The 17,385-nt window shown below is 72.2% G+C and carries 17 protein-coding genes; 12 read left to right on the top strand and 5 right to left on the bottom strand.

All coding sequences use genetic code 11. From position 1 onward, the window contains the following. Positions 1–117 precede the first annotated feature (117 nt). The 9 genes from cobO to ACODT0_RS30570 are packed head-to-tail and all read left to right on the top strand — an operon-like array spanning position 118 to position 9,364. Positions 118–687, top strand: coding sequence for a cob(I)yrinic acid a,c-diamide adenosyltransferase (gene cobO, locus ACODT0_RS30610; protein ID WP_261210640.1), 570 nt, complete (start codon positions 118–120; stop codon positions 685–687). 5 nt (positions 688–692) lie between these two features. Beyond that, positions 693–1,388, top strand: a complete 696-nt coding sequence (bluB, locus tag ACODT0_RS30605; RefSeq protein ID WP_489043001.1) for a 5,6-dimethylbenzimidazole synthase — start codon at positions 693–695, stop codon at positions 1,386–1,388. Further along, positions 1,388–1,861, top strand: a complete 474-nt coding sequence (locus ACODT0_RS30600) for a MotA/TolQ/ExbB proton channel family protein (RefSeq protein WP_208513237.1) — start codon at positions 1,388–1,390, stop codon at positions 1,859–1,861. Before bluB ends, ACODT0_RS30600 begins: the two co-directional genes overlap by 1 nt. Further along, a complete protein-coding gene (locus tag ACODT0_RS30595) occupies positions 1,858–2,211 on the top strand; it encodes a DUF2149 domain-containing protein (protein WP_413763382.1) in 354 nt (117 codons plus the stop codon). The genes ACODT0_RS30600 and ACODT0_RS30595 overlap by 4 nt, the downstream gene beginning before the upstream one ends. Beyond that, positions 2,208–6,242 carry a cobaltochelatase subunit CobN gene (cobN, locus tag ACODT0_RS30590; RefSeq protein ID WP_489043000.1) on the top strand — a complete coding sequence of 1,345 codons (4,035 nt, stop codon included), beginning with the start codon at positions 2,208–2,210 and terminating at the stop codon, positions 6,240–6,242. Before ACODT0_RS30595 ends, cobN begins: the two co-directional genes overlap by 4 nt. 17 nt (positions 6,243–6,259) lie before the next feature. After that, positions 6,260–7,234 carry an adenosylcobinamide-phosphate synthase CbiB gene (cbiB, locus tag ACODT0_RS30585; protein WP_489042999.1) on the top strand — a complete coding sequence of 325 codons (975 nt, stop codon included), beginning with the start codon at positions 6,260–6,262 and terminating at the stop codon, positions 7,232–7,234. After that, entirely contained in the window at positions 7,231–8,256 is a 1,026-nt protein-coding gene (locus ACODT0_RS30580; protein WP_489042998.1) for an aminotransferase class I/II-fold pyridoxal phosphate-dependent enzyme, read from the top strand. Before cbiB ends, ACODT0_RS30580 begins: the two co-directional genes overlap by 4 nt. Before the next feature lie 29 nt (positions 8,257–8,285). Beyond that, entirely contained in the window at positions 8,286–8,639 is a 354-nt protein-coding gene (locus ACODT0_RS30575) for a CidA/LrgA family protein (RefSeq protein WP_057591611.1), read from the top strand. Next, positions 8,636–9,364, top strand: a complete 729-nt coding sequence (locus ACODT0_RS30570; RefSeq protein WP_057591612.1) for an LrgB family protein — start codon at positions 8,636–8,638, stop codon at positions 9,362–9,364. Before ACODT0_RS30575 ends, ACODT0_RS30570 begins: the two co-directional genes overlap by 4 nt. 10 nt (positions 9,365–9,374) lie before the next feature. Here the strand turns inward: ACODT0_RS30570 and ACODT0_RS30565 are convergent, their stop codons facing one another. Genes ACODT0_RS30565 through ACODT0_RS30555 form a run of 3 tightly spaced genes read right to left on the bottom strand, consistent with a single transcriptional unit; the run spans position 9,375 to position 11,709 of the window. Further along, positions 9,375–9,857 (bottom strand): RidA family protein, encoded by a 483-nt coding sequence (locus tag ACODT0_RS30565; RefSeq protein ID WP_489042997.1) that lies wholly within the window; start codon positions 9,855–9,857, stop codon positions 9,375–9,377. Beyond that, positions 9,850–10,719, bottom strand: coding sequence for a PhzF family phenazine biosynthesis protein (locus ACODT0_RS30560; protein ID WP_489042996.1), 870 nt, complete (start codon positions 10,717–10,719; stop codon positions 9,850–9,852). The genes ACODT0_RS30565 and ACODT0_RS30560 overlap by 8 nt, the downstream gene beginning before the upstream one ends. A gap of 3 nt (positions 10,720–10,722) precedes the next feature. Beyond that, positions 10,723–11,709 carry a Bug family tripartite tricarboxylate transporter substrate binding protein gene (locus ACODT0_RS30555; protein ID WP_489042995.1) on the bottom strand — a complete coding sequence of 329 codons (987 nt, stop codon included), beginning with the start codon at positions 11,707–11,709 and terminating at the stop codon, positions 10,723–10,725. Positions 11,710–11,841: 132 nt separating this feature from the next. On the opposite strand from ACODT0_RS30555, the gene ACODT0_RS30550 reads away from it, so the two are divergent. Further along, positions 11,842–12,690, top strand: coding sequence for a helix-turn-helix domain-containing protein (locus ACODT0_RS30550; protein WP_261210651.1), 849 nt, complete (start codon positions 11,842–11,844; stop codon positions 12,688–12,690). On the opposite strand, the gene ACODT0_RS30545 is transcribed toward ACODT0_RS30550, so the two are convergent. Continuing rightward, positions 12,687–13,886: a lanthionine synthetase C family protein gene (locus ACODT0_RS30545; RefSeq protein WP_489042994.1), complete on the bottom strand. Its 1,200-nt coding sequence runs from the start codon at positions 13,884–13,886 to the stop codon at positions 12,687–12,689. The two genes, ACODT0_RS30550 and ACODT0_RS30545, sit on opposite strands and share 4 nt — an antisense overlap. Before the next feature lie 5 nt (positions 13,887–13,891). Continuing rightward, positions 13,892–14,806, bottom strand: a complete 915-nt coding sequence (locus tag ACODT0_RS30540; RefSeq protein ID WP_261210653.1) for a LysR family transcriptional regulator — start codon at positions 14,804–14,806, stop codon at positions 13,892–13,894. Positions 14,807–14,989: 183 nt separating this feature from the next. Here ACODT0_RS30540 and ACODT0_RS30535 point away from each other — a divergent pair, with 183 nt between their 5' ends. Both ACODT0_RS30535 and ACODT0_RS30530 read left to right on the top strand, forming a co-directional pair. Continuing rightward, entirely contained in the window at positions 14,990–15,874 is an 885-nt protein-coding gene (locus ACODT0_RS30535; protein WP_057591619.1) for an alpha/beta hydrolase, read from the top strand. Between the two features lie 175 nt (positions 15,875–16,049). Continuing rightward, positions 16,050–17,306: an efflux RND transporter periplasmic adaptor subunit gene (locus ACODT0_RS30530; RefSeq protein WP_261210654.1), complete on the top strand. Its 1,257-nt coding sequence runs from the start codon at positions 16,050–16,052 to the stop codon at positions 17,304–17,306. Positions 17,307–17,385 lie beyond the last annotated feature (79 nt).

The following is a 17,385-nucleotide window of genomic DNA, read 5'->3' as shown; positions in this document are numbered from 1 at the left end:
AGGGCGCGAAAGAATGCAAAGAAAAATTTTGGATGTCTTCTTTGGCGTCCTTCGCGAAACCTTCGCGTCCTCTGCGTCCGGCTGCCCGCATTCGACAGCCTTGAAAGAGACCACCCCATGCAGATAGAAACCCCACCCAGCGAGAAGCCCTACGAGAAGCCCGAAGGCGAACGCCGCGGCATCGTCATCGTCAACACCGGCGACGGCAAGGGCAAGAGCACCGCGGCCTTCGGCTTGGCGCTGCGCGCGCATGGCCGCGGCAAAGCCGTGAAGATCTACCAGTTCATGAAGGTGCCGAGCGCGCGCTTCGGCGAGCACCGCATGTTCGAGCAGATCGGCATCCCGATCGAGGGCCTGGGCGACGGCTTCAGCTGGAAGAGCCAGGACCTCGAGCGCTCGGGGCAGCTCGCGCGCGACGGCTGGGAAAAGGCCAAGGCCGCGATCCTCTCGGGCGAGTATTTCCTCGTGGTGCTCGACGAGATCACCTACCCGCTGATCTACGGCTGGCTGCCGCTCGAGGGCGTGCTCGAGACTCTGCGCGCGCGGCCCAAGCAGGTGCACGTGGCGCTCACGGGCCGCCGCTGCCCGCCCGAGATCATCGAACTCGCCGACACCGTGACCGAGATGACGCTGGTCAAGCATGCGTTCAAGGCCGGCATCCCGGCGCAGCGCGGCATCGAGGATTGAGCCGGATGAGCCAGGCGTTCGCGGCCGAGGAGGCGAGGGCGGTCTACCGCGCCATCCACGAGCGGCGCGACATGCGGCATTTCGCGGGCGGCGAGGTCGCGCCCGCGCTGCTGCGCCGGCTGCTCGAGGCGGCCCACCATGCGCCCAGCGTCGGCTTCATGCAGCCCTGGCGCTTCATCCGCATCCGCGACGCGGCCCTGCGCACGCGACTGCATGCGGCAGTCGAGCGCGAACGCGTGCTGACGGCGCGCGCGCTCGGCGAGCGCGAGGATGCCTTCATGCGGCTCAAGGTCGAGGGCCTGCTCGACGCGGCCGAGCTGCTCGCGGTGACGCTGGCCGACGGCCGCGAACACCATGTGTTCGGCCGCCGCACCCTGCCGCAGATGGACCTGGCCTCGGCCGCGTGCGCGATCCAGAACCTCTGGCTGGCCGCGCGCGCCGAGGGGCTGGGCATGGGCTGGGTCTCGCTGTTCGATCCGGCCGAGGTGGCGGCGCTGCTGGGCCTGCCGGCCGGCGCCGAGACCATCGCGCTGCTGTGCCTCGGGCCGGTGCACGGCTTCTACGAGGAGCCGATGCTGCAGCGCGAGCGCTGGGCGCGGCGCGCGCCGCTGTCGTCGCTGGTGTTCGACGAGGCCTGGGGCCGGCCCTCGGACCTGTTCGATCCCGATCCTTCTTCTTCGCCTGACCTGGAGTCCGCCTGATGCTGGCCTTCGATACCGTGCTGTTCGAGCTCGCGCGCCTGTTCCTCTGGCCGGTGACGCTGGGTGTGCTGCTGTCCTTCGTCTATGCCGTGTGGTGCCTCGGTGCCTTCGGCGTCGAATACCTGCAGCGCCGGCGCGACCCGTCGCGCGCGCTGGTGCTGGCGCCGCATGCGCAGGCCAGCCAGGAGCAGATGGAGCTGGCCGTGCTCAAGGAGCTCGAGGGCGTGCGGCTGTGCAGCCGCGTGGCGCCGATGCTGGGCCTGATCGCCACCATGATCCCGATGGGCCCCGCGCTGGTGGCCGTGGCCTCGGGTGAGTCGCAGGGCGTGGCGCAGAGCCTCGCGCCGGCCTTCGCGAGCGTGATCGTCGCTCTGGCCTCGGCCTCGATCGCCTTCGTGGTCTACACCGTGCGCCGGCGCTGGCTGATGCGCGAGCTGGTGATGCTGCTCGACGCGCGGGATCGGCTCTCATGAGCAGGCGGCAGTTCTCGATCCTCAGCAGCCTGGACGGCGACGACGACGATCCGGTGCTCTCGACCATCAACCTGATCGACGTCTTCATGGTCGTGATCGGCATGCTGATGATCGCGGTCATCAACAACCCGATGAATCCCTTCGCGCAGGACAAGGTCACGGTGATCCGCAACGAGGGCCAGCCGAACATGGAGATCGTGACGCGCGAGGGCCGCAAGATCACGCGCTTCAAGGCCAGCGGCGCGACCGGCGAAGGCGACGGCGAGCGCGCGGGCACGGCCTGGCGCCTCAAGGACGGGACCATGGTCTACGTGCCGGCCGACGCGGTGCCGGTGCAGGGCGGCAAGTGAGCCTGACGCGGCGCTGGGTCGCGCTGTGGCTGCTGGCGTGGCTGGCGGCGCTGCCGGCCTGGGCGCAGCAGTCGTCCACCGGGCCGGTGGTCGTGCTCGCGACCTCGCTGGTATCGCCCGCGCGCGTGGCGCGGCTGCAGGCCGCGGCGCAGCAGGCCGGACTGCCGCTGCAGGTGCTGTCGGCCACGCGGGATTCGCCCGAGGCCCTGTCGACCGCGCTCGAGGGCGCGCGGCTGCTGGTGATCGATGCGCCGCATCTGAGCGTGGCGCAGGCCGCGGCGGCGCGCTTCGGCGACGCGATCGCGCGCAGCGCGGCGCCCTATGTGCTGGTCGGCGAGTTCGCGCTGGTCGCCCGGGGCCAGCTCACGGCCGCGCCGCCGCTCGCGGCCGAGCGTGGCGTCGACGCGGCCTGGGCGCAGCGGCTGCGTGCCTACTGGCGCTTCGCGGGTAGCGCGAACCTCTCGGCGTCGATGCAGGCGCTCGCCAGGGTCGGCGTGTCCGATGGTCTGCCCGAACCCGTGGCGACACCGCTCGCGGGCTTCTATCACCCGGGGTGGCCGCGCATCGAAACAAGCATCGAGGCGGTCGAACAGTTGCCCGGCACGAACGGCACCGTGGCGATCGCGGTCAATGCCGCCACCGTGACCGGCGAGGACACGGCCTGGCTCGACACGCTGATCGCCGCGCTCGCGCAGCGCGGCCTGCGCGCCTATGCCTTCTACGGCCCGCGCCAGCAGAAGGACCTCTACACGCGCATGACCCAGGCCGAGGGCGGCCGCCGCGTGGCCGACCTGATCGTGAATGCCGCGCTGGTCTTCACGCCCAACGAACGCAAGGCCGAGCTCGAGCGCATCGGCGTGCCGGTGCTGCAGACCCTGCCGTCGCTTGCGATGGATGCGGCGCAATGGGCGCAAAGCAAGGACGGCCTCGCGCAGTCCGACATCGCGGCCTACTACAGCCCGAGCGAACTGGCCGGCATGACCGACCCGATGCTCGTGAGCGCGCGCGATGCCGCGAGCGGCAGCCTGCAGTCGCTGCCCGCGCAGATCGATGCAGTCGCCGACAAGGCCGCGGCGCTGCTGCGGCTGCAGCGCACGAGCGCGGACCAGCGCCGGGTCGCGATGCTGGTCTACAACTACCCGCCGGGCGAGGCCAACTTCGGCGCCTCTTTCCTCAACGTGCCGCGCAGCGTGAGCCGCATGATCGCGGCCATGCAGTCGGCCGGCTACCGCACCGAGGCGCCCGCGCCCGAGACGCTGATCGCGCAGGTGCAGGCCACGCTCAAGGCGTCCTACCCGGCGCCGGGAACCGACGAACTGCGGCCGCTGTTCGCGCAGGACCTGGCCGACACGCTGCCGCTCGCGCGCTACCTCGCATGGTTCCGCGCGCTGCCCTTAGAGACGCAGCAGCGCATCGAGGCCTACTGGGGCGCGCCCGAAAGCTCGACCCAGCTGCGCACGGTGGACGGCGCGCCGGCCTTCGTGATTCCGCGCGTGCGCTTCGGCAACGTGGTGGTGCTGCGCCAGCCGCCGCGCTTCGAACCCGGCACGAGGGCGATGGACAAGGCGCAGCAGGTCTACCACCGCTCGGCGGTGCCGCTGGGCCATGCCTACCTCGCCACCTACCTCTGGCTGCGCACGCAGTTCGGCGCCTCGGCCGTGGTGCACGTGGGCACGCACGGCACGGTCGAATGGTCGGCCGGCAAGGAGCGCGGGCTGTCGGTGCAGGACGATCCGCTGCTGGTGCTCGGCGACCTGCCCAACGTCTATCCCTATGTGATGGACAACCTCGGCGAGGCCACCACCGCCAAGCGCCGCGGCCGAGCGACCATGGTCAGCCATTCGACGCCGATGTTCTCGCCCGCCGGCCTGCGCCCGGGCCTCGCGCGGATGCACGAGCGCATGCACGACTGGGAGACGCTCGCGCCCGGCCCGGTCAAGGCCGCGCTCGAACGGCAACTGCTGGCCGACTTCGTGGCCCGGCACTACGACCGCGACCTGGCCTGGACGCAAGCGCGCATCCGCGCCGACTTCGCGGGCTTCGTGGCGGTGCTGCATCCCTACCTCGACGAACTCGCGCAGACCGCGCAGCCGCTGGGCCTCGCGACCTTCGGCGAGGCGCCCAGTGCGCAGCGCCGGCGCGCCACGCTGCTGCAGATCGTCGGCAAGCCGCTGGCGACCGCGCTCGGCGAGGACCTCGACGAAACCTTCCTGCGCGAGCCGGCCGACATGGCCGATTCGCCGCTGGGGCGCTGGGTGGCGCGGGTGCTCGACGATGCGGCCTTCGACGGCGCGACCACCGTGCCCGCGCAAGCCGAGACCTTGCGCGCGCTGGCCATGCGCGTGCGCCAGCTCGACGCGACGCTCGCGCACAACGAGGAGATCGAGGGCCTGCTGACGGCCCTCGACGGCCGCTACCTGCGCGCGAGCTATGGCGGCGATCCGGTACGCAATCCCGACAGCCTGCCCACTGGCCGCAACCTCTACGGCTTCGATCCCAGCCGCGTGCCCACGCGCGTGGCCTGGGACACCGGCGTGGCCGCCATGGACGCCTGGATCGCGGCCTATGCGCAGTCCCACGGCGGCAAGGCGCCCGAGAAGATCGCGTTCACGCTCTGGGCCGGCGAGGCCTCGCGCCACCAGGGCGTGCTCGAGAGCCAGGCCTTCCACGCGATGGGCGTGCGGCCGCGCTGGGACGATGCGGGGCGCATGAACGGCATCGAGGTGCTGCCCGCCGCGGCCTTGAAGCGGCCGCGCATCGATGTGCTGGTCAGCGTGACGGGCTCGTACCGCGACCAGTTCCCGCACGTGATGCGCTGGCTCGACGAGGCGGTGCGGCAGGTGGCGGCGCTGCGCGAGCCCGCGGGCACCAATGCGGTCGCGCGCCACAGCGAGGCGCTGGCGCGGCGGCTGCGGGCCGGGGGTGCGTCGGAGGCGGAGGCCGCGCGCTGGTCGACCGCGCGCGTGTTCTCGAACGAGCAGGGCAGCTACGGCGCCGGTCTCGAGGAGGCCGCGCTCGCGAGCGAGCTCTGGCGCTCGCAGCGCCGCGGCGGCGGCGACGCGCAGATGGCGGGCCTGTTCATCGACCGCATGGGCCATGCCTATGGCCAGGGCCTCGAAGGCGCCGCGGGGCCCGGCGCCTTCGCGGGCAATCTCGCACAGGTCGACGCGGCGCTGATGGCGCGCAGCTCCAACCTCTATGGCGTGCTCACCAACGACGATCCGTTCCAGTACCTCGGCGGCATCGCGCAGGCGGTGCGCCATCTCACGGGCAAGGACCCGGCGCTCTACGTGCAGAACCTGCGCGACACCGGCGAGGTGCGCACCGACACCGCCGCCGGCGCGATCGCGCGCGAGATGCAGACGCGCTACCTGCATCCGCAGTGGATCGCGGCGCAGCAGGCCGAGGGCTACAGCGGCGCGCTGCAGGTGCTGAAGACCGCGCAGTTCCTCTGGGGCTGGCAGGTGACCGCGCCGGCCACGGTGCGGCCCGACCAGTGGCAGTCGCTGCACGACACCTATGTGCGCGACCGCGAGCGACTCGGCACCCGCGCCTGGCTCGAAGGCGCGAATCGCGCGGCCTTCGCGCAGACGCTGGAGCGCATGCTCGATGCGGTGCGCCTGAACTACTGGTCGCCCGATGCCGCGACGCGGCGCGAGCTCGCGCAGGCCTATGCGCAGGCGGCGCAGGCCAGCGGGTTGCGCGAGCGCAACGTGGCGGTGGAGCGCTTCGCGCGCGCGGCGATGGCCGCGCCGCCGAAGCCGGTGGTGGTGCCGGTGGAAGTGCGGGGCGCCACGGCCCCGGCCACGCAGGCCGAGTCGCCGGCACCCACTGAAAGCAAACAAGGCGACGAGGCCGCGACCCAACTCGTGCGCGGCCTGCGGCTCGAACCGCAGCCCGAGCCCGTGCCCGCGCCGCGCAGCGCCTCGGTGGTGCGCACGCTCTGGGCGCTTTTCGGCATGGCGGTGCTGCTGGCGCTCGGCGCGCTGACCCAATGGCACCGGCACCGCCGGCCGCGGCCGGCCCTCTGATTCGGGACAATCGCGCCATGCCGGCCATCGATTTCACCGCTCCCGTGCTGGCCATGCTGGCCGCGCTGTGGATCGCGCTCGCGGTCGACCTCTGGCTCGGCGAACCGCCCGCACGCTGGCATCCGGTGGTGTGGATCGGGCGCTACCTGGGCTGGGCCGGCGCGCGCATCGCGCCGCCGTTCGGCGCGGCCTCGGGCAAGGCAGGGCGCGCCTTCGCGCTCGGCGCCATCGCCTGGTGCGCGGGCGCGCTGGCCGTGCTCGCGATCGCCGTGGCGCTGCAGGCCGCGCTGCAGCAGGCGCTGCCGGCCTGGGCCTTCGCGCTGCTGCTGGGGCTGGTGCTCAAGCCGCTGTTCGCCTGGCGCATGCTGCGCGACGAGGTGCTCGCGGTCGAGGCCGCGCTCGGCGAATCGCTGGACGCGGGCCGGGCGCGGCTCGCGCGCCTCGTGAGCCGCGATGTCTCGCAGCTCGGCGAGCGCGAGGTGCGCGAGAGCGCGATCGAATCGCTGGCCGAGAACCTCAACGACTCGCTGGTGGCGCCGCTGTTCTGGTTCCTGCTGTTGGGCCTGCCGGGCGCGGCGCTCTACCGCTTCGCCAACACGGCCGATGCGATGTGGGGTTACCGCGGCGAGCGCGGCGGCCGCGACTGGACCTGGGCCGGCAAGTGGGCCGCGCGCGCCGACGACCTGCTGTCGTGGCTGCCCGCGCGGCTCACGGTGCTGCTGCTCGCGCTGGCGGCCGGGCGCTGGCCGCGCGGCCTCGCGCGCGAGGCGCGGCGCACGCCATCGCCCAACAGCGGCTGGCCGATGGCCGCGATGGCGCTGCTGCTCGGCGTGCGGCTGGCCAAGCCCGCGGTCTATGCGCTCAACGTCGAGGGCCGGGCCGCGATGCCCGCCGACACCGCGCGTGCGGCCCGCTTCGGCCAGCGCGCCGTGTTGCTGCTGGCGCTGGCCGCCTGGCTGCCGGTCGTCCTGCTGTTCACGGGGGTGCGATGAGCGAGCCCGACTTCACCCCGAACCATGGCGGCCCCGACGCGCTCGGCGCACCCGCCCACGATTTCTCGACCAATGCCAATGCCTGTGGCCCGTGCCCCGAGGCGCTCGCGCAAGTGCGCGCGGCCGACGCGACGCGCTATCCCGATCCGGCCTACACGGCCCTGCGCGCGCGGCTCGCGGCGCTGCATGGCGTGGAGCCCTGGCGCATCGTGATCGCGGCCGGCGCGAGCGAGTTCATCCGGCGCATCACCGCCTGGGTGGCGCAAGAGGACCGCGGCGCGCACGGCGAGGTCGTGCTGCCGGCCACTTCCTATGGCGACTACGCGGCCGCCGCGCGCGCCTGGGGCCTGCAGGTGGTGCGCGCGCCGCATGCGGCGCGCCGGCCGCGGCTCGCGTGGTGCTGCGATCCGTCGGCGCCGCAGGGGCAGGCGCAGCCCGGCCTGGCCGCGTCGATCGACGCGCTGCCCGAGGGCGTGCCCTGCGTGCTCGACCGTGCCTACGAACCGTTGCGGCTCGATGGCGAACTCGCGCTGGCGCCCGCGCGGCTCGACCGGCTCTGGCAGATGTGGTCGCCCAACAAGGCGCTGGGCATGACGGGTGTGCGCGCGGCCTATGCGATCGCGCCGGCCGACGCGCAGGAGGCGGTGGGCGCGCTGCTGCGCCTGGGTTCATCGTGGCCCGTGGGCGCGCATGGCGTGGCGATGCTGTCGGCCTGGGCCGAACCCGCGGTGCAGGCCTGGGTGCGCGACAGCCTGGCCACGCTGCGCGAATGGAAGGCCGCGCAGCTCGCGTTGTGCGCGCGCATGGGCTGGCAGACCACGCCCAGCGTGGCGAACTACCATCTCGCGCAACCGATGACGGCGGATTTCGCGGGCCTGCTGGCCGGCTTGCGCGCCGAGGGCATCAAGCTGCGCGACTGCGCTTCATTCGGCCTGCCGGGCCAGGTGCGCATGGGCGTGCTGCCGCCCGCGAGCCAGGCCGCGCTGCACGCCGCATGGCAGCGCCTGGCGGGTGCAAACTAGCCGACAGGAACGACCACGAGGACCTTGCCATGCTCTACGCCATCACCACGCTCTTTCTCTGCCAGCTCGCCGGCGAACTGCTGGTGCAGTGGCTCAGCCTGCCGGTGCCCGGTCCGCTGCTCGGCATGCTGTTCCTGTTCGCCGGCCTGCTGTGGCGCGGCGGCGTGCCCGAGAGCCTGGGCGAGACCTCGGGCCATCTGCTGCGCAACCTGATGCTGTTGTTCATCCCGGCCGTGACCGGCGTGATGCTGCACTTCGAGCGCGTGGGCCGCGAGTGGCTGCCGTTCCTGGCCGCGGGCATCCTGGGCGCGGCCTTCACCATGACCGTCACCGCGCTCACCCTGCGCTGGATGATCCGCATCACCGGCAAGGACGCCCAATGAGCGCGCCCGCGAAGCTGTCCGAGATCTGGGTCTTCCTGGCCCAGTCGCCGCTCTTGTGGCTCGCGCTCACGCTGCTGGCCTACCTGGGCGCGCTGTGGCTGCACCGGCGCAGCGGCGCCAACCCGGTGGTCAATCCGGTGCTGGTGTCGGTGATCGTGATCGTCGCCGTGCTGCTGGCGACGCGCACGCCCTACGACACCTACTTCGAGGGCGCGAAGTTCGTGCACTTCCTGATCGGGCCGGCCACGGTGGCGCTGGCGGTGCCGCTCTACAGCCAGGTGGCGCGGCTGCGCCGGCTGTGGCTGCCGATCGGCGTGGCGCTGCTCGCGGGCTCGGTGGCGGCCATCGTGTCGGCCGTGGGCATCGCCTGGGCGCTCGGCGGTTCGCACGAGCTGCTGATGTCGCTGGCGCCGAAGTCGGCCACCATGCCGATCGCGATGGGCGTGTCGGAAAAGATCGGCGGCCTGCCGTCGCTGTCGGCGGTCGCGGCCGCCATCACCGGCATCGCGGGCGCGATCATGGCCACGGGCCTGTTGAACCTGCTGCGCATCAAGGAGCCCGCGGTGCGCGGCTTCGCGGTCGGCATCACGGCGCATGGCATCGGGACCGCGCGCGCGATCCAGGTCAACGAGACCGCGGGCGCGTTCTCGGCGCTCGCGATGGGGCTCAACGGCATCGCGACGGCCCTGCTGGTGCCGCTGGTGGTGCGCTGGCTCGGGGCCTGAGGCGCGGCCTTCAGTCCGCCGGCCGCTCCTGCAGCACCAGCGAGATCTCGACCGCGCCGCCGCCCGGCAGCGAGGCCACGCCGACCGTGGTGCGCGCGGGCAGCGGCTGGTCGGGAAACACCTGGCGCAGCAGCTCGCTCGCGGCATTCATCACCCGCACATGCTGCGTGAAGCCGGGCCCGGCCTGCAGGTAGCCGGTGAGGGCGACGATCTTCTGCACCCGGTCGAGGCCGCCGAGCTCGGCGCGCGCGGCGCGCAGCAGCGCGATGGCGGCGGCGACCGCGGCCCGCTCGCCAAGCGCGATGCCCGCGTCGCTGTCGTCGATAGGGCCCGCGATCACCACGCCGTTCTCGCGCCCGACCACGCCGCTCGAGTGCAGCAGATCGCCGGCGCGCGCAAAGCTCGCATAGCGGCCCGCGGGGCGCGCGGCGGGCGAGGCATCGTGGCCCGCCTGGGCGGCGAGCGCCTCCAGGCGCCGGTCGGCATCAGTCATGCGGCACCTCGTCCATCGCCTGCGCGTCGCCGCGCAGCCAGCAGCCTTCGGCGGCATCGGCCTGCGCGGGCAGCCGCACCTGGATCGCCGACGGCGAGCCCATGGCCTCGCCCTGGCGCACCGTGACCAGCGTGCCATCCGCGCCGACCAGCGCCATCTCGCGCAGGCCCCAGGCCAGCGCGGCGGCGGCGATGCCGGTGGCCGCGTCCTCGGGATAGCCGGAGGAGCGCGGGAACTGGCGCGCGCTGACCTCGGTGCCCTGCACGTCGGCGTTCGATGCGAAGGGATAGAGCCCTGTCGAGCCGAGCCGGTCGCACAGTGCCTCGACGCGCGCGAAGTCGGGCCGCAGGCCGTGCAGCAGTTCGGGGCTTTCGAGCCGCACCAGCGTCTTCACGCGACTGGTGGCGGCGTTGAGCACCGGCGACACGATCTGCGCGAGCCCGATGCCCAGGCACTGCGCGATCTCGCGCACCAGGGCCGCGTCGACCGCGGCGATGCTGGCGCTGGGCTGGCTGATTTCGACCGCGCCGTCGACGTAGCGGCCGTGCACCGTGCCGCTGAGCGTCTGCACCCCGATCGGTTCGCCGCTCCAGCGGCCGCGCTCGTGCAGCAGCCACAGCGCGCCGAGCGTGGCATGGCCGCACATCTCCATCTCGTGGCGCGGCACGAAGTAGCGCATGCGCAGGCGGTGCCGGGCGGCATCGTCGGGCGCGAGCACGAACACCGACTCGTGCCCGCTCTCGCGGGTGCGGGCCTGCATGTCCTCGGTGGACATGGCATCGGCATCGAGCCAGACCGGGGCCGGGTTGCCGCCGGCGCGGGTGCCGGGGCGGGCGAAGACGCGTACGAGCTGCATCGCCATGATTCAGTCCGCCTTCGCGTTGACGGAGCGCGCGATGCCGCCCCACAGCGCGATGTCGGCGCGCACGCGCTGGCCGAACTGCTCGGGCGACCAGCTCGCGGGCGAGACGCCCTTGGCCATCATGTCGGCGCGCAGGTTGCGGTCCTGCAGCGCCTTGTCGAGCGCCGAGCGCAGCCGCTCCACCACCGGTTTGGGCGTGGCCGCGGGCGCCATCAGGCCGTACCAGAGCTCGGGCTTGAAGTCCTTGATGCCCGCGGCCTCGAAGCTCGGCAGCTCGGGGAACACCGCCGAGGGCTGGCTGATCGCGAGCGCGCGCATGCGGCCGGCGCGCACCTGGGGCGCGAGCGCGGTGGGGTTGTCGAACAGCGCCTGGATCTGGCCGGCCATCAGGTCGGTCTGCGCGGGCGCCGCGCCGCGGTAGGGAATGTGGGTCATCTCGATGCGGGTGCGCTGCTTGAACAGCTCGCCCGCGAGGTGGCTCGCGGTGCCGTTGCCGATGCTGCCGTAGTTGAGCGTGCCGGGCCTGGCCTTGGCATCGCGGATGAAGTCGGCGAGGTTCTTCGCGGGCAGGGTGGGTGCCACCACCAGCACGAAGGGCGTGGTGCCCAGCGTGCCCACGGGCGCGAGGTCGGCCAGCGGGTCGTAGGGCAGCTTGGGGTAGACGGCCTGGGCCGAGGCGATGGTCGTGGTGGTGGCGGCCACCAGCGTGTAGCCGTCGGGTGCGGCCTTGGAGGCATAGCCGGTGCCCACGGTGCCGCCGGCGCCCGCGCGGTTGTCGATGATCACCGGCACGCCGAGCTCGGCCTGCAGCCTGACCTGCACCGCGCGGAAGATCACGTCGGTGCCGCCGCCGGCCGGGAAGGGCACGACGATGGTGATCGGCTTGGCCGGATAGGTGTCGGCGGCGGCCGCGGCACCGCAAGCGGCGGCGAGCAGGGCGGCGGCGGCCATCAGGGCGAGGCGCCGTGGCGGGCGGAGGCTGGCGGTCATGGAAGTCCTTGGCGGAACGGGTGGAGGGGAGGTCCTAGTCTTCCTGCCGATCGATCCGCGCGTGCCTCCGCTCGCGACGCCCGCGCGCACGAATGCGACATCGGCCGCGCGATTGACCACACAATCGGCCCCATGCCGTCCCCAGCCGCCCCAGCCGGACCGCGGATCTCCGCGTTCTCCGACCGCCTCGCCCACAAGGCGACGCCGGTGGCGAGCACGCTCGACGGCTACGCCACGACGCCGCATGCGCACGATTGCGACATGCTGTTCGTGCCGCTGGCGGGGCGCTTCGACGTGATCGATCCGCGCGGCGACGCGCTGCAGTCCTCGCCCGGCCACTTCCTCTGGTTCGCGGCCGGCGCCGCCCATGCCACCAGCGCGATGACCCTGCGCCAGACGCACCTCGCGGTCTATGTCGATTCGGAGTTCTGGGACACGGCGCTGCGCGCGCACGGCATCGCGAAGCCGGCCCAGGGCCTGCGCGCGGGCAGCGGCGCGCTGAACCTGCTGTCGCACCGGCTGCTCGAGATGGCCGGCACGCCGGCATCGCCCGAGCCCTCGATGGCGCACGTGGCCCATTGCGGCGCGCTGGTGATGGAGGCGGCGCGGCTCATGGCCAATCCGCTGGTGCATCCCGATGGCCGCGGCACGCCCGGCGCGGTGATCGCCGCGCTGCTGGCCAGCGACATCGAGGCCGAGCTCGCGGCGACGCTGCCGCTCGAGGCCTTCGCGGCGCGGCACCGGCTCTCGCGCCGGCAGGTCGAGCGGCTGTTCCGCGCGGCCTACGGGCTGTCGCCGCTCGAATTCCAGCAGCAGCGGCGCCTCGAGCGCGCGCGCCACCTGCTGCAGAGCACCGACGAATCGGTGCTGTCGGTGGCGCAGCAGGTCGGCTGGGCCTCGGGGGCCTATCTCACGCGCATGCTGGGCAAGGCCTGGGCGACGACGGCCGGCGAGCTGCGCGCGCGGCGGCCGCCGGCCTAGAAGAAACAGTCGAGGGTCGGGAAGCGGTCCGTGCCCTCGATGCAATCCCACAGGTAGATCGCGAAGCCGGGGTCGCCGGTCCACAGCGAATAGCGCAGGTGGCCGTGTTCCGCCAGCTCGGCCTCGGTCTGCGCGATGCCGTGCATGGCGAAGGCGCGCGCCCGGTCCAGCCAGGCGGCGTCGCCGAAGCGGCGGTGCAGCTTGAGGAAGGCATAGCCGTTGCCGCCGGTGCCGTGGCAGAGGTTCGAGCCCTTGTGGAGCGGGCCGGCCTGCCAGGTGGTTTCGCCGGCGGCGAGCAGCAGCTCGTCGAGCGTGCCGTCCGGAAAATCCGCGAGGCAGATCACGAAGCCCGGTGCGCCATGGCACATCTGCACGAGTTTCGGCCGCGAGGCATCGGGCAGCGGGAACAGGCGCGGGCGCCAGTTCGCCTGCGCGCCTTCGCGGTCGGCGGTGCGCTGCACGGTGTTGGCGATGCAGTCGCGCCAGGCGTTCCATTCGGCGTCGCCGAGCAGGTGGCGGCCATGGACCAGCGGCACGGCGGTGGCGACGAAGCCGTGCACCGCATCGATGTAGGTCGAACGCTGGCCGTAGAGCTGCTGGGTCCAGAAATGGCAGCCGAAGTCCTCCGACCATTCGAGCTGCGACCACAACCGCCGCGCGGTGTCGCGGTAGATGCCGGCCCAGCGTTGCTCGCCCGTGCGCTCGTGCATGAACAGCGCCGCGAGCATGGTGCCGGGCGTGCCCCACATCAGTTCGAGCGTGGGGTCGTCGAGGTGGCCGCCGCACAGCCGCGCGAGTTCGTCGGCGACGGTGTCGGAGGGCCGCAGCCGGTGCTCGAGCAGCCGGATGCCGGTGTCGCCCATCAGGTAGGCCGCGAAGCCGGCATCGGCAGGGCGGCCCATGGCCGCGCGGTTGGCGGCGATCAGGCCCGGCACGACCGGCGCGTAGTCGCGCGCCAGCCGCGCGGCGCCGCGCTCCTGCAGATGGTGCAGCGCCCAGATCACGCCGCTCGCGCCCCAGTACAGCAGGTACTGCGGGTCGGGATTCGATGCATCGTCCGGATGCATGGGCCACAGGCCCTCGGGCGTGAAGCGCGCCTCGGTGTCGCGCACGATGCGCTCGATGGCCTCGCGCGCGCGGCCCTCGTCCCAGGCGTCGGTCCGCAGGGGCTCGTGGCGCTCGGGCGAGAACAGCATCGCGCTCAGCGCCGCTGCAGCCGCGGATTCTTCGCGAACAGCTCGGCGGCCCAGTCCACGAAGGCGCGCACCTTGGCGCTCAGGTGGCGGTTCGGCGGGTAGACCACGTGGATCGGCAGCGGGTCGCGCTGCCAGTCGGACAGCACCTCGATCAGCTCGCCGCTCTCCAGATGCGGTTCGGCCATGAAGGTGATGCACTGCGAGATGCCGAAGCCGCCGAGCACGGCCGCCATGTGGGCGTTGCTCTCGTTGACCGACACGCGGTAGGGTCCGTTGAGCTCGATGTGCTCGTCGCCCTTCTTGAACTCGTGCGGATAGACGCGCCGCGTGGTGCCCGAGAAGTAGCTCACCACGTGGTGGCGCTTCTCGATGTCGTTCGGATGCTGCGGCGCACCATAGCGCTTGATGTAGGCCGGCGAGGCCACGGTCACGAAATGCAGGGTGCCGATGCGCCGCGCCACCAGCGACTGGTCGGCGAGGTCGCCGGCGCGGATCACGCAGTCGACGTTGTCGCTGATCAGGTCCACCGTGCGGTCGCTGACGCCGAGGTCGACCTGGATCTCGGGGTAGCGGTCGCAGAAGGTGGCCAGGGCCGGCAGGATCACCAGCCGCGCGACCGAGGTCCCGACGTCGATGCGCAACCGGCCCGTGGGGCTGGACTGCGCATTCGTCATGCTGGCCTCCATGTCGTCGAAGTCGTTGAGCAGGCGCGCCGCGCGTTCGAAATACGCGGCGCCGTCCGGCGTGACCGTCACCCGGCGGGTGGTACGGTTCAGGAGCTTCACGCGCAGCCGCGATTCCAGGGCCTGGATCTGCTTGGTGACGGTGCCCTTGGGCAGGGCGAGCGAGTCCGCCGCGCGGGTGAAGGTGCCGGCTTCCACGACGCGGACGAAGATCCGCATGGCCTGGATCTGATCCATCGAATGCCTGTTCTCTAGACCCGGCCCTCGCCGGGGGGTGCGGATTCTCACACAAGGCCATAACCCTTTGGTGACCCGGTCCGATTGTTCGTAGTTTGGAAACAGAGTAGGGCTTGCATCCCTGTTTAACGCGACAGTCGGCGCCTTATATTTCAACCATCGCCCATTTCCCGAGGTCGTCCCATGTCACCCCGTCCATCGTCCCGCTCCGCCGAAGCAGCCGCGCTCGCCGCGGGGCAAGGCGCGGAAGCCGATCTGTCGATCGAGCTGCCCGGCCGCGATCCGGTGGGCGCCCGTGTCTACGGCCAGCGCCCCAAGGGCGAAACGGTGCCGCTGGTGCTGCACTTCCATGGCGGCACCTTCATCTGCGGCGGCCTCGACAACGGCCGCAACGTGGCGCGCCTCCTGGCCGGCTCCGGTGCGGTGGTGGTCTCGCTCGACTACCCGCTGGCTCCCGAGTCGCCGTTTCCAGAGCCGATCGAGGTCGGCTACGCGGCGCTCGAATGGCTCTACAAGCAGCGCGTCAAGCTCGGCGGCCGCGGCGCCCAGGTCTACCTGGCCGGCGAGGAAGCCGGCGGCAACCTGGCGGCGGCGGTGGCGCTGATCTCGCGCGACCGCGCCCATCCGCCGCTGGCGGGCCAGATCCTGCTGTCGCCGATGCTCGATCCCTGCGCCGGCACGGCCTCGCTGCGCAAGGCGACCAACGACTCGCCCGAATGCCGCTGGGCCACGGGCTGGGAGAAGTACCTGAGCTGCCCGTCGAACGCCACGCACCCCTATGCGGTGCCCAGCGGTTCGCTGCGCCTCTCGGCCCTGGCCCCGGCCCTGGTGCTGGTGGGCGAGGACGACGCGATGCGCGACGAAGCGCTGACCTTCGCGGGCCGGCTGCGTTCGGCCGGCATCGAGGTCACGAGCGCGGTGCTGAGCAACGCGGCCGAATGGCCCAAGGCGCTCTACGACGCCGAGTGCATGGGGTGCAAGGTCTGCGAGGCGACCGTGCAGCAGCACTTCCGCGAATTCTTCGCGGCCACCACACCGCCCCCCGGGGCGACCCCGAAGCCCAGTTAGCCAGCGCCGCCAGCCGCAGAGCCAGCCGCTAGCGACGAGCCACCGGGGGCACCCGGTGCGGCCGGCCTTTTTCCGAAATTTCCGTTTTTCTTGGTGCGAGGGCGCCAGGACGGACTGTTGCATCCCGAAAAGTCATCCGAGTCATTTGAGTCATCTGAGAGAAGGACGAATCACCATGTCGAACAACAAGCCAACGTTTTCCTCCGCGGCCCGCAAGGGCCTGTGGCCCGCCGTGACCGGCGTCACCGCCTTGCTGGCGGTGGCCGCCGCGGTGCTGGGCATGCACAGCTTCAAGGCCGAGGCCAACGCGCCGGCCGCGGGCGCGCCGCAAGCCATTCCGGTCTCGGTCGCGGCGGTGGCGCCGAGCGAGATCAATGCCTGGGACGAGTTCTCGGGCCGCCTCGAAGCGGTCGAACGCGTCGACGTGCGCTCCCGCGTCGCGGGTGCCGTGCAGTCGGTGCATTTCCGCGAAGGCGCGCTGGTCAGGCAGGGCGACCTGCTGGTGACCATCGACCCCGCGCCGTACGCGGCCGAGGTCGAGCGCGCCGAGGCGCAGGTGGCATCGGCGCAGGCCCGCCAGTCCTTCAGCCGCAGCGAGCAGGAGCGCGCCAAGCGCCTGTGGGACGAGCAGGCGATCGCCCAGCGCGAATACGACGAGCGCGTGAACGCCGGCCGCGAAGCCGAGGCCAACCTGCGCGCGGCCCAGGCCTCGCTGCAGTCGGCGCGCCTGAACCTGGGCTACACCCAGGTGCGGGCCCCGGTCTCGGGCCGCATCGGCAAGATCGAGGTCACGGTGGGCAACCTGGTGGCGGCCGGTCCTGGCGCCCCGGTGCTGACCACGCTGGTCTCGGTGAGCCCGATCTACGCGAGCTTCGATGCCGACGAGCAGGTGATCACGCGGGCCCTGAAGGACCTGCCGAGCGGCTCCAGCGCGCGCGGCCAGATCGAATCGATCCCGGTGCAGATGGGCACGGCCGGCCTGGAGGGCACGCCCTTCGTCGGCAAGCTGCAGCTGATCGACAACCAGGTCGACGCCCGCAGCGGCACGGTGCGCGTGCGCGCCTCCTTCGACAACAAGGACGGTGCCCTGATCCCCGGCCAGTTCGCCCGCATCCGCATGGGCCAGGCCCGCAACGACACCGCGCTGCTGGTCAGCGAACGCGCCATCGGCACCGACCAGAACAAGAAGTTCGTGATGGTCGTGGGCGAGGACAACAAGGCGGTCTACCGCGAAGTCGCGCTCGGCGCCTCGATCAACGGCCTGCGCGTCGTGAGCAAGGGCCTGAAGGCGGGCGACCGCGTGGTGGTCAACGGCCTGCAGCACATCCGCCCGGGTGCGCTGGTGGCGCCGCAGACCGTGACCATGGACGCCAAGGCCGACGGCAAGGCGCAACAACCGACGGAACAAGTGGCGCAGGCCGCGAAGTCCTGAACGACACCGGGCCCCGCGCGCCAGCCTGAGCACAGGCCGGCGCGCCGGGAAACCCGGGACACCGACAACGGCGACAGCG

The sequence above is a fragment of the Variovorax sp. FG153 genome (assembly GCF_057809595.1).
The sequence above is the reverse complement of the archived record's forward strand: the minus strand, read 5'-3'. Positions and strand labels throughout refer to the sequence as shown.

What these genes read in the sequence shown, in the direction of transcription:
- ACODT0_RS30555 (WP_489042995.1), bottom strand. Translation starts at nt 11,709, where the DNA reads ATGACCGCCAGCCTCCGCCCGCCACGGCGCCTCGCCCTGATGGCCGCC.
- ACODT0_RS30580 (WP_489042998.1), top strand. Translation starts at nt 7,231, where the DNA reads ATGAGCGAGCCCGACTTCACCCCGAACCATGGCGGCCCCGACGCGCTC.
- ACODT0_RS30565 (WP_489042997.1), bottom strand. Translation starts at nt 9,857, where the DNA reads ATGACTGATGCCGACCGGCGCCTGGAGGCGCTCGCCGCCCAGGCGGGC.
- ACODT0_RS30530 (WP_261210654.1), top strand. Translation starts at nt 16,050, where the DNA reads ATGTCGAACAACAAGCCAACGTTTTCCTCCGCGGCCCGCAAGGGCCTG.
- ACODT0_RS30535 (WP_057591619.1), top strand. Translation starts at nt 14,990, where the DNA reads ATGTCACCCCGTCCATCGTCCCGCTCCGCCGAAGCAGCCGCGCTCGCC.
- ACODT0_RS30570 (WP_057591612.1), top strand. Translation starts at nt 8,636, where the DNA reads ATGAGCGCGCCCGCGAAGCTGTCCGAGATCTGGGTCTTCCTGGCCCAG.
- ACODT0_RS30550 (WP_261210651.1), top strand. Translation starts at nt 11,842, where the DNA reads ATGCCGTCCCCAGCCGCCCCAGCCGGACCGCGGATCTCCGCGTTCTCC.
- cbiB (WP_489042999.1), top strand. Translation starts at nt 6,260, where the DNA reads ATGCCGGCCATCGATTTCACCGCTCCCGTGCTGGCCATGCTGGCCGCG.
- ACODT0_RS30545 (WP_489042994.1), bottom strand. Translation starts at nt 13,886, where the DNA reads ATGCTGTTCTCGCCCGAGCGCCACGAGCCCCTGCGGACCGACGCCTGG.
- bluB (WP_489043001.1), top strand. Translation starts at nt 693, where the DNA reads ATGAGCCAGGCGTTCGCGGCCGAGGAGGCGAGGGCGGTCTACCGCGCC.
- ACODT0_RS30540 (WP_261210653.1), bottom strand. Translation starts at nt 14,806, where the DNA reads ATGGATCAGATCCAGGCCATGCGGATCTTCGTCCGCGTCGTGGAAGCC.
- cobO (WP_261210640.1), top strand. Translation starts at nt 118, where the DNA reads ATGCAGATAGAAACCCCACCCAGCGAGAAGCCCTACGAGAAGCCCGAA.
- ACODT0_RS30595 (WP_413763382.1), top strand. Translation starts at nt 1,858, where the DNA reads ATGAGCAGGCGGCAGTTCTCGATCCTCAGCAGCCTGGACGGCGACGAC.
- ACODT0_RS30600 (WP_208513237.1), top strand. Translation starts at nt 1,388, where the DNA reads ATGCTGGCCTTCGATACCGTGCTGTTCGAGCTCGCGCGCCTGTTCCTC.
- ACODT0_RS30560 (WP_489042996.1), bottom strand. Translation starts at nt 10,719, where the DNA reads ATGGCGATGCAGCTCGTACGCGTCTTCGCCCGCCCCGGCACCCGCGCC.
- ACODT0_RS30575 (WP_057591611.1), top strand. Translation starts at nt 8,286, where the DNA reads ATGCTCTACGCCATCACCACGCTCTTTCTCTGCCAGCTCGCCGGCGAA.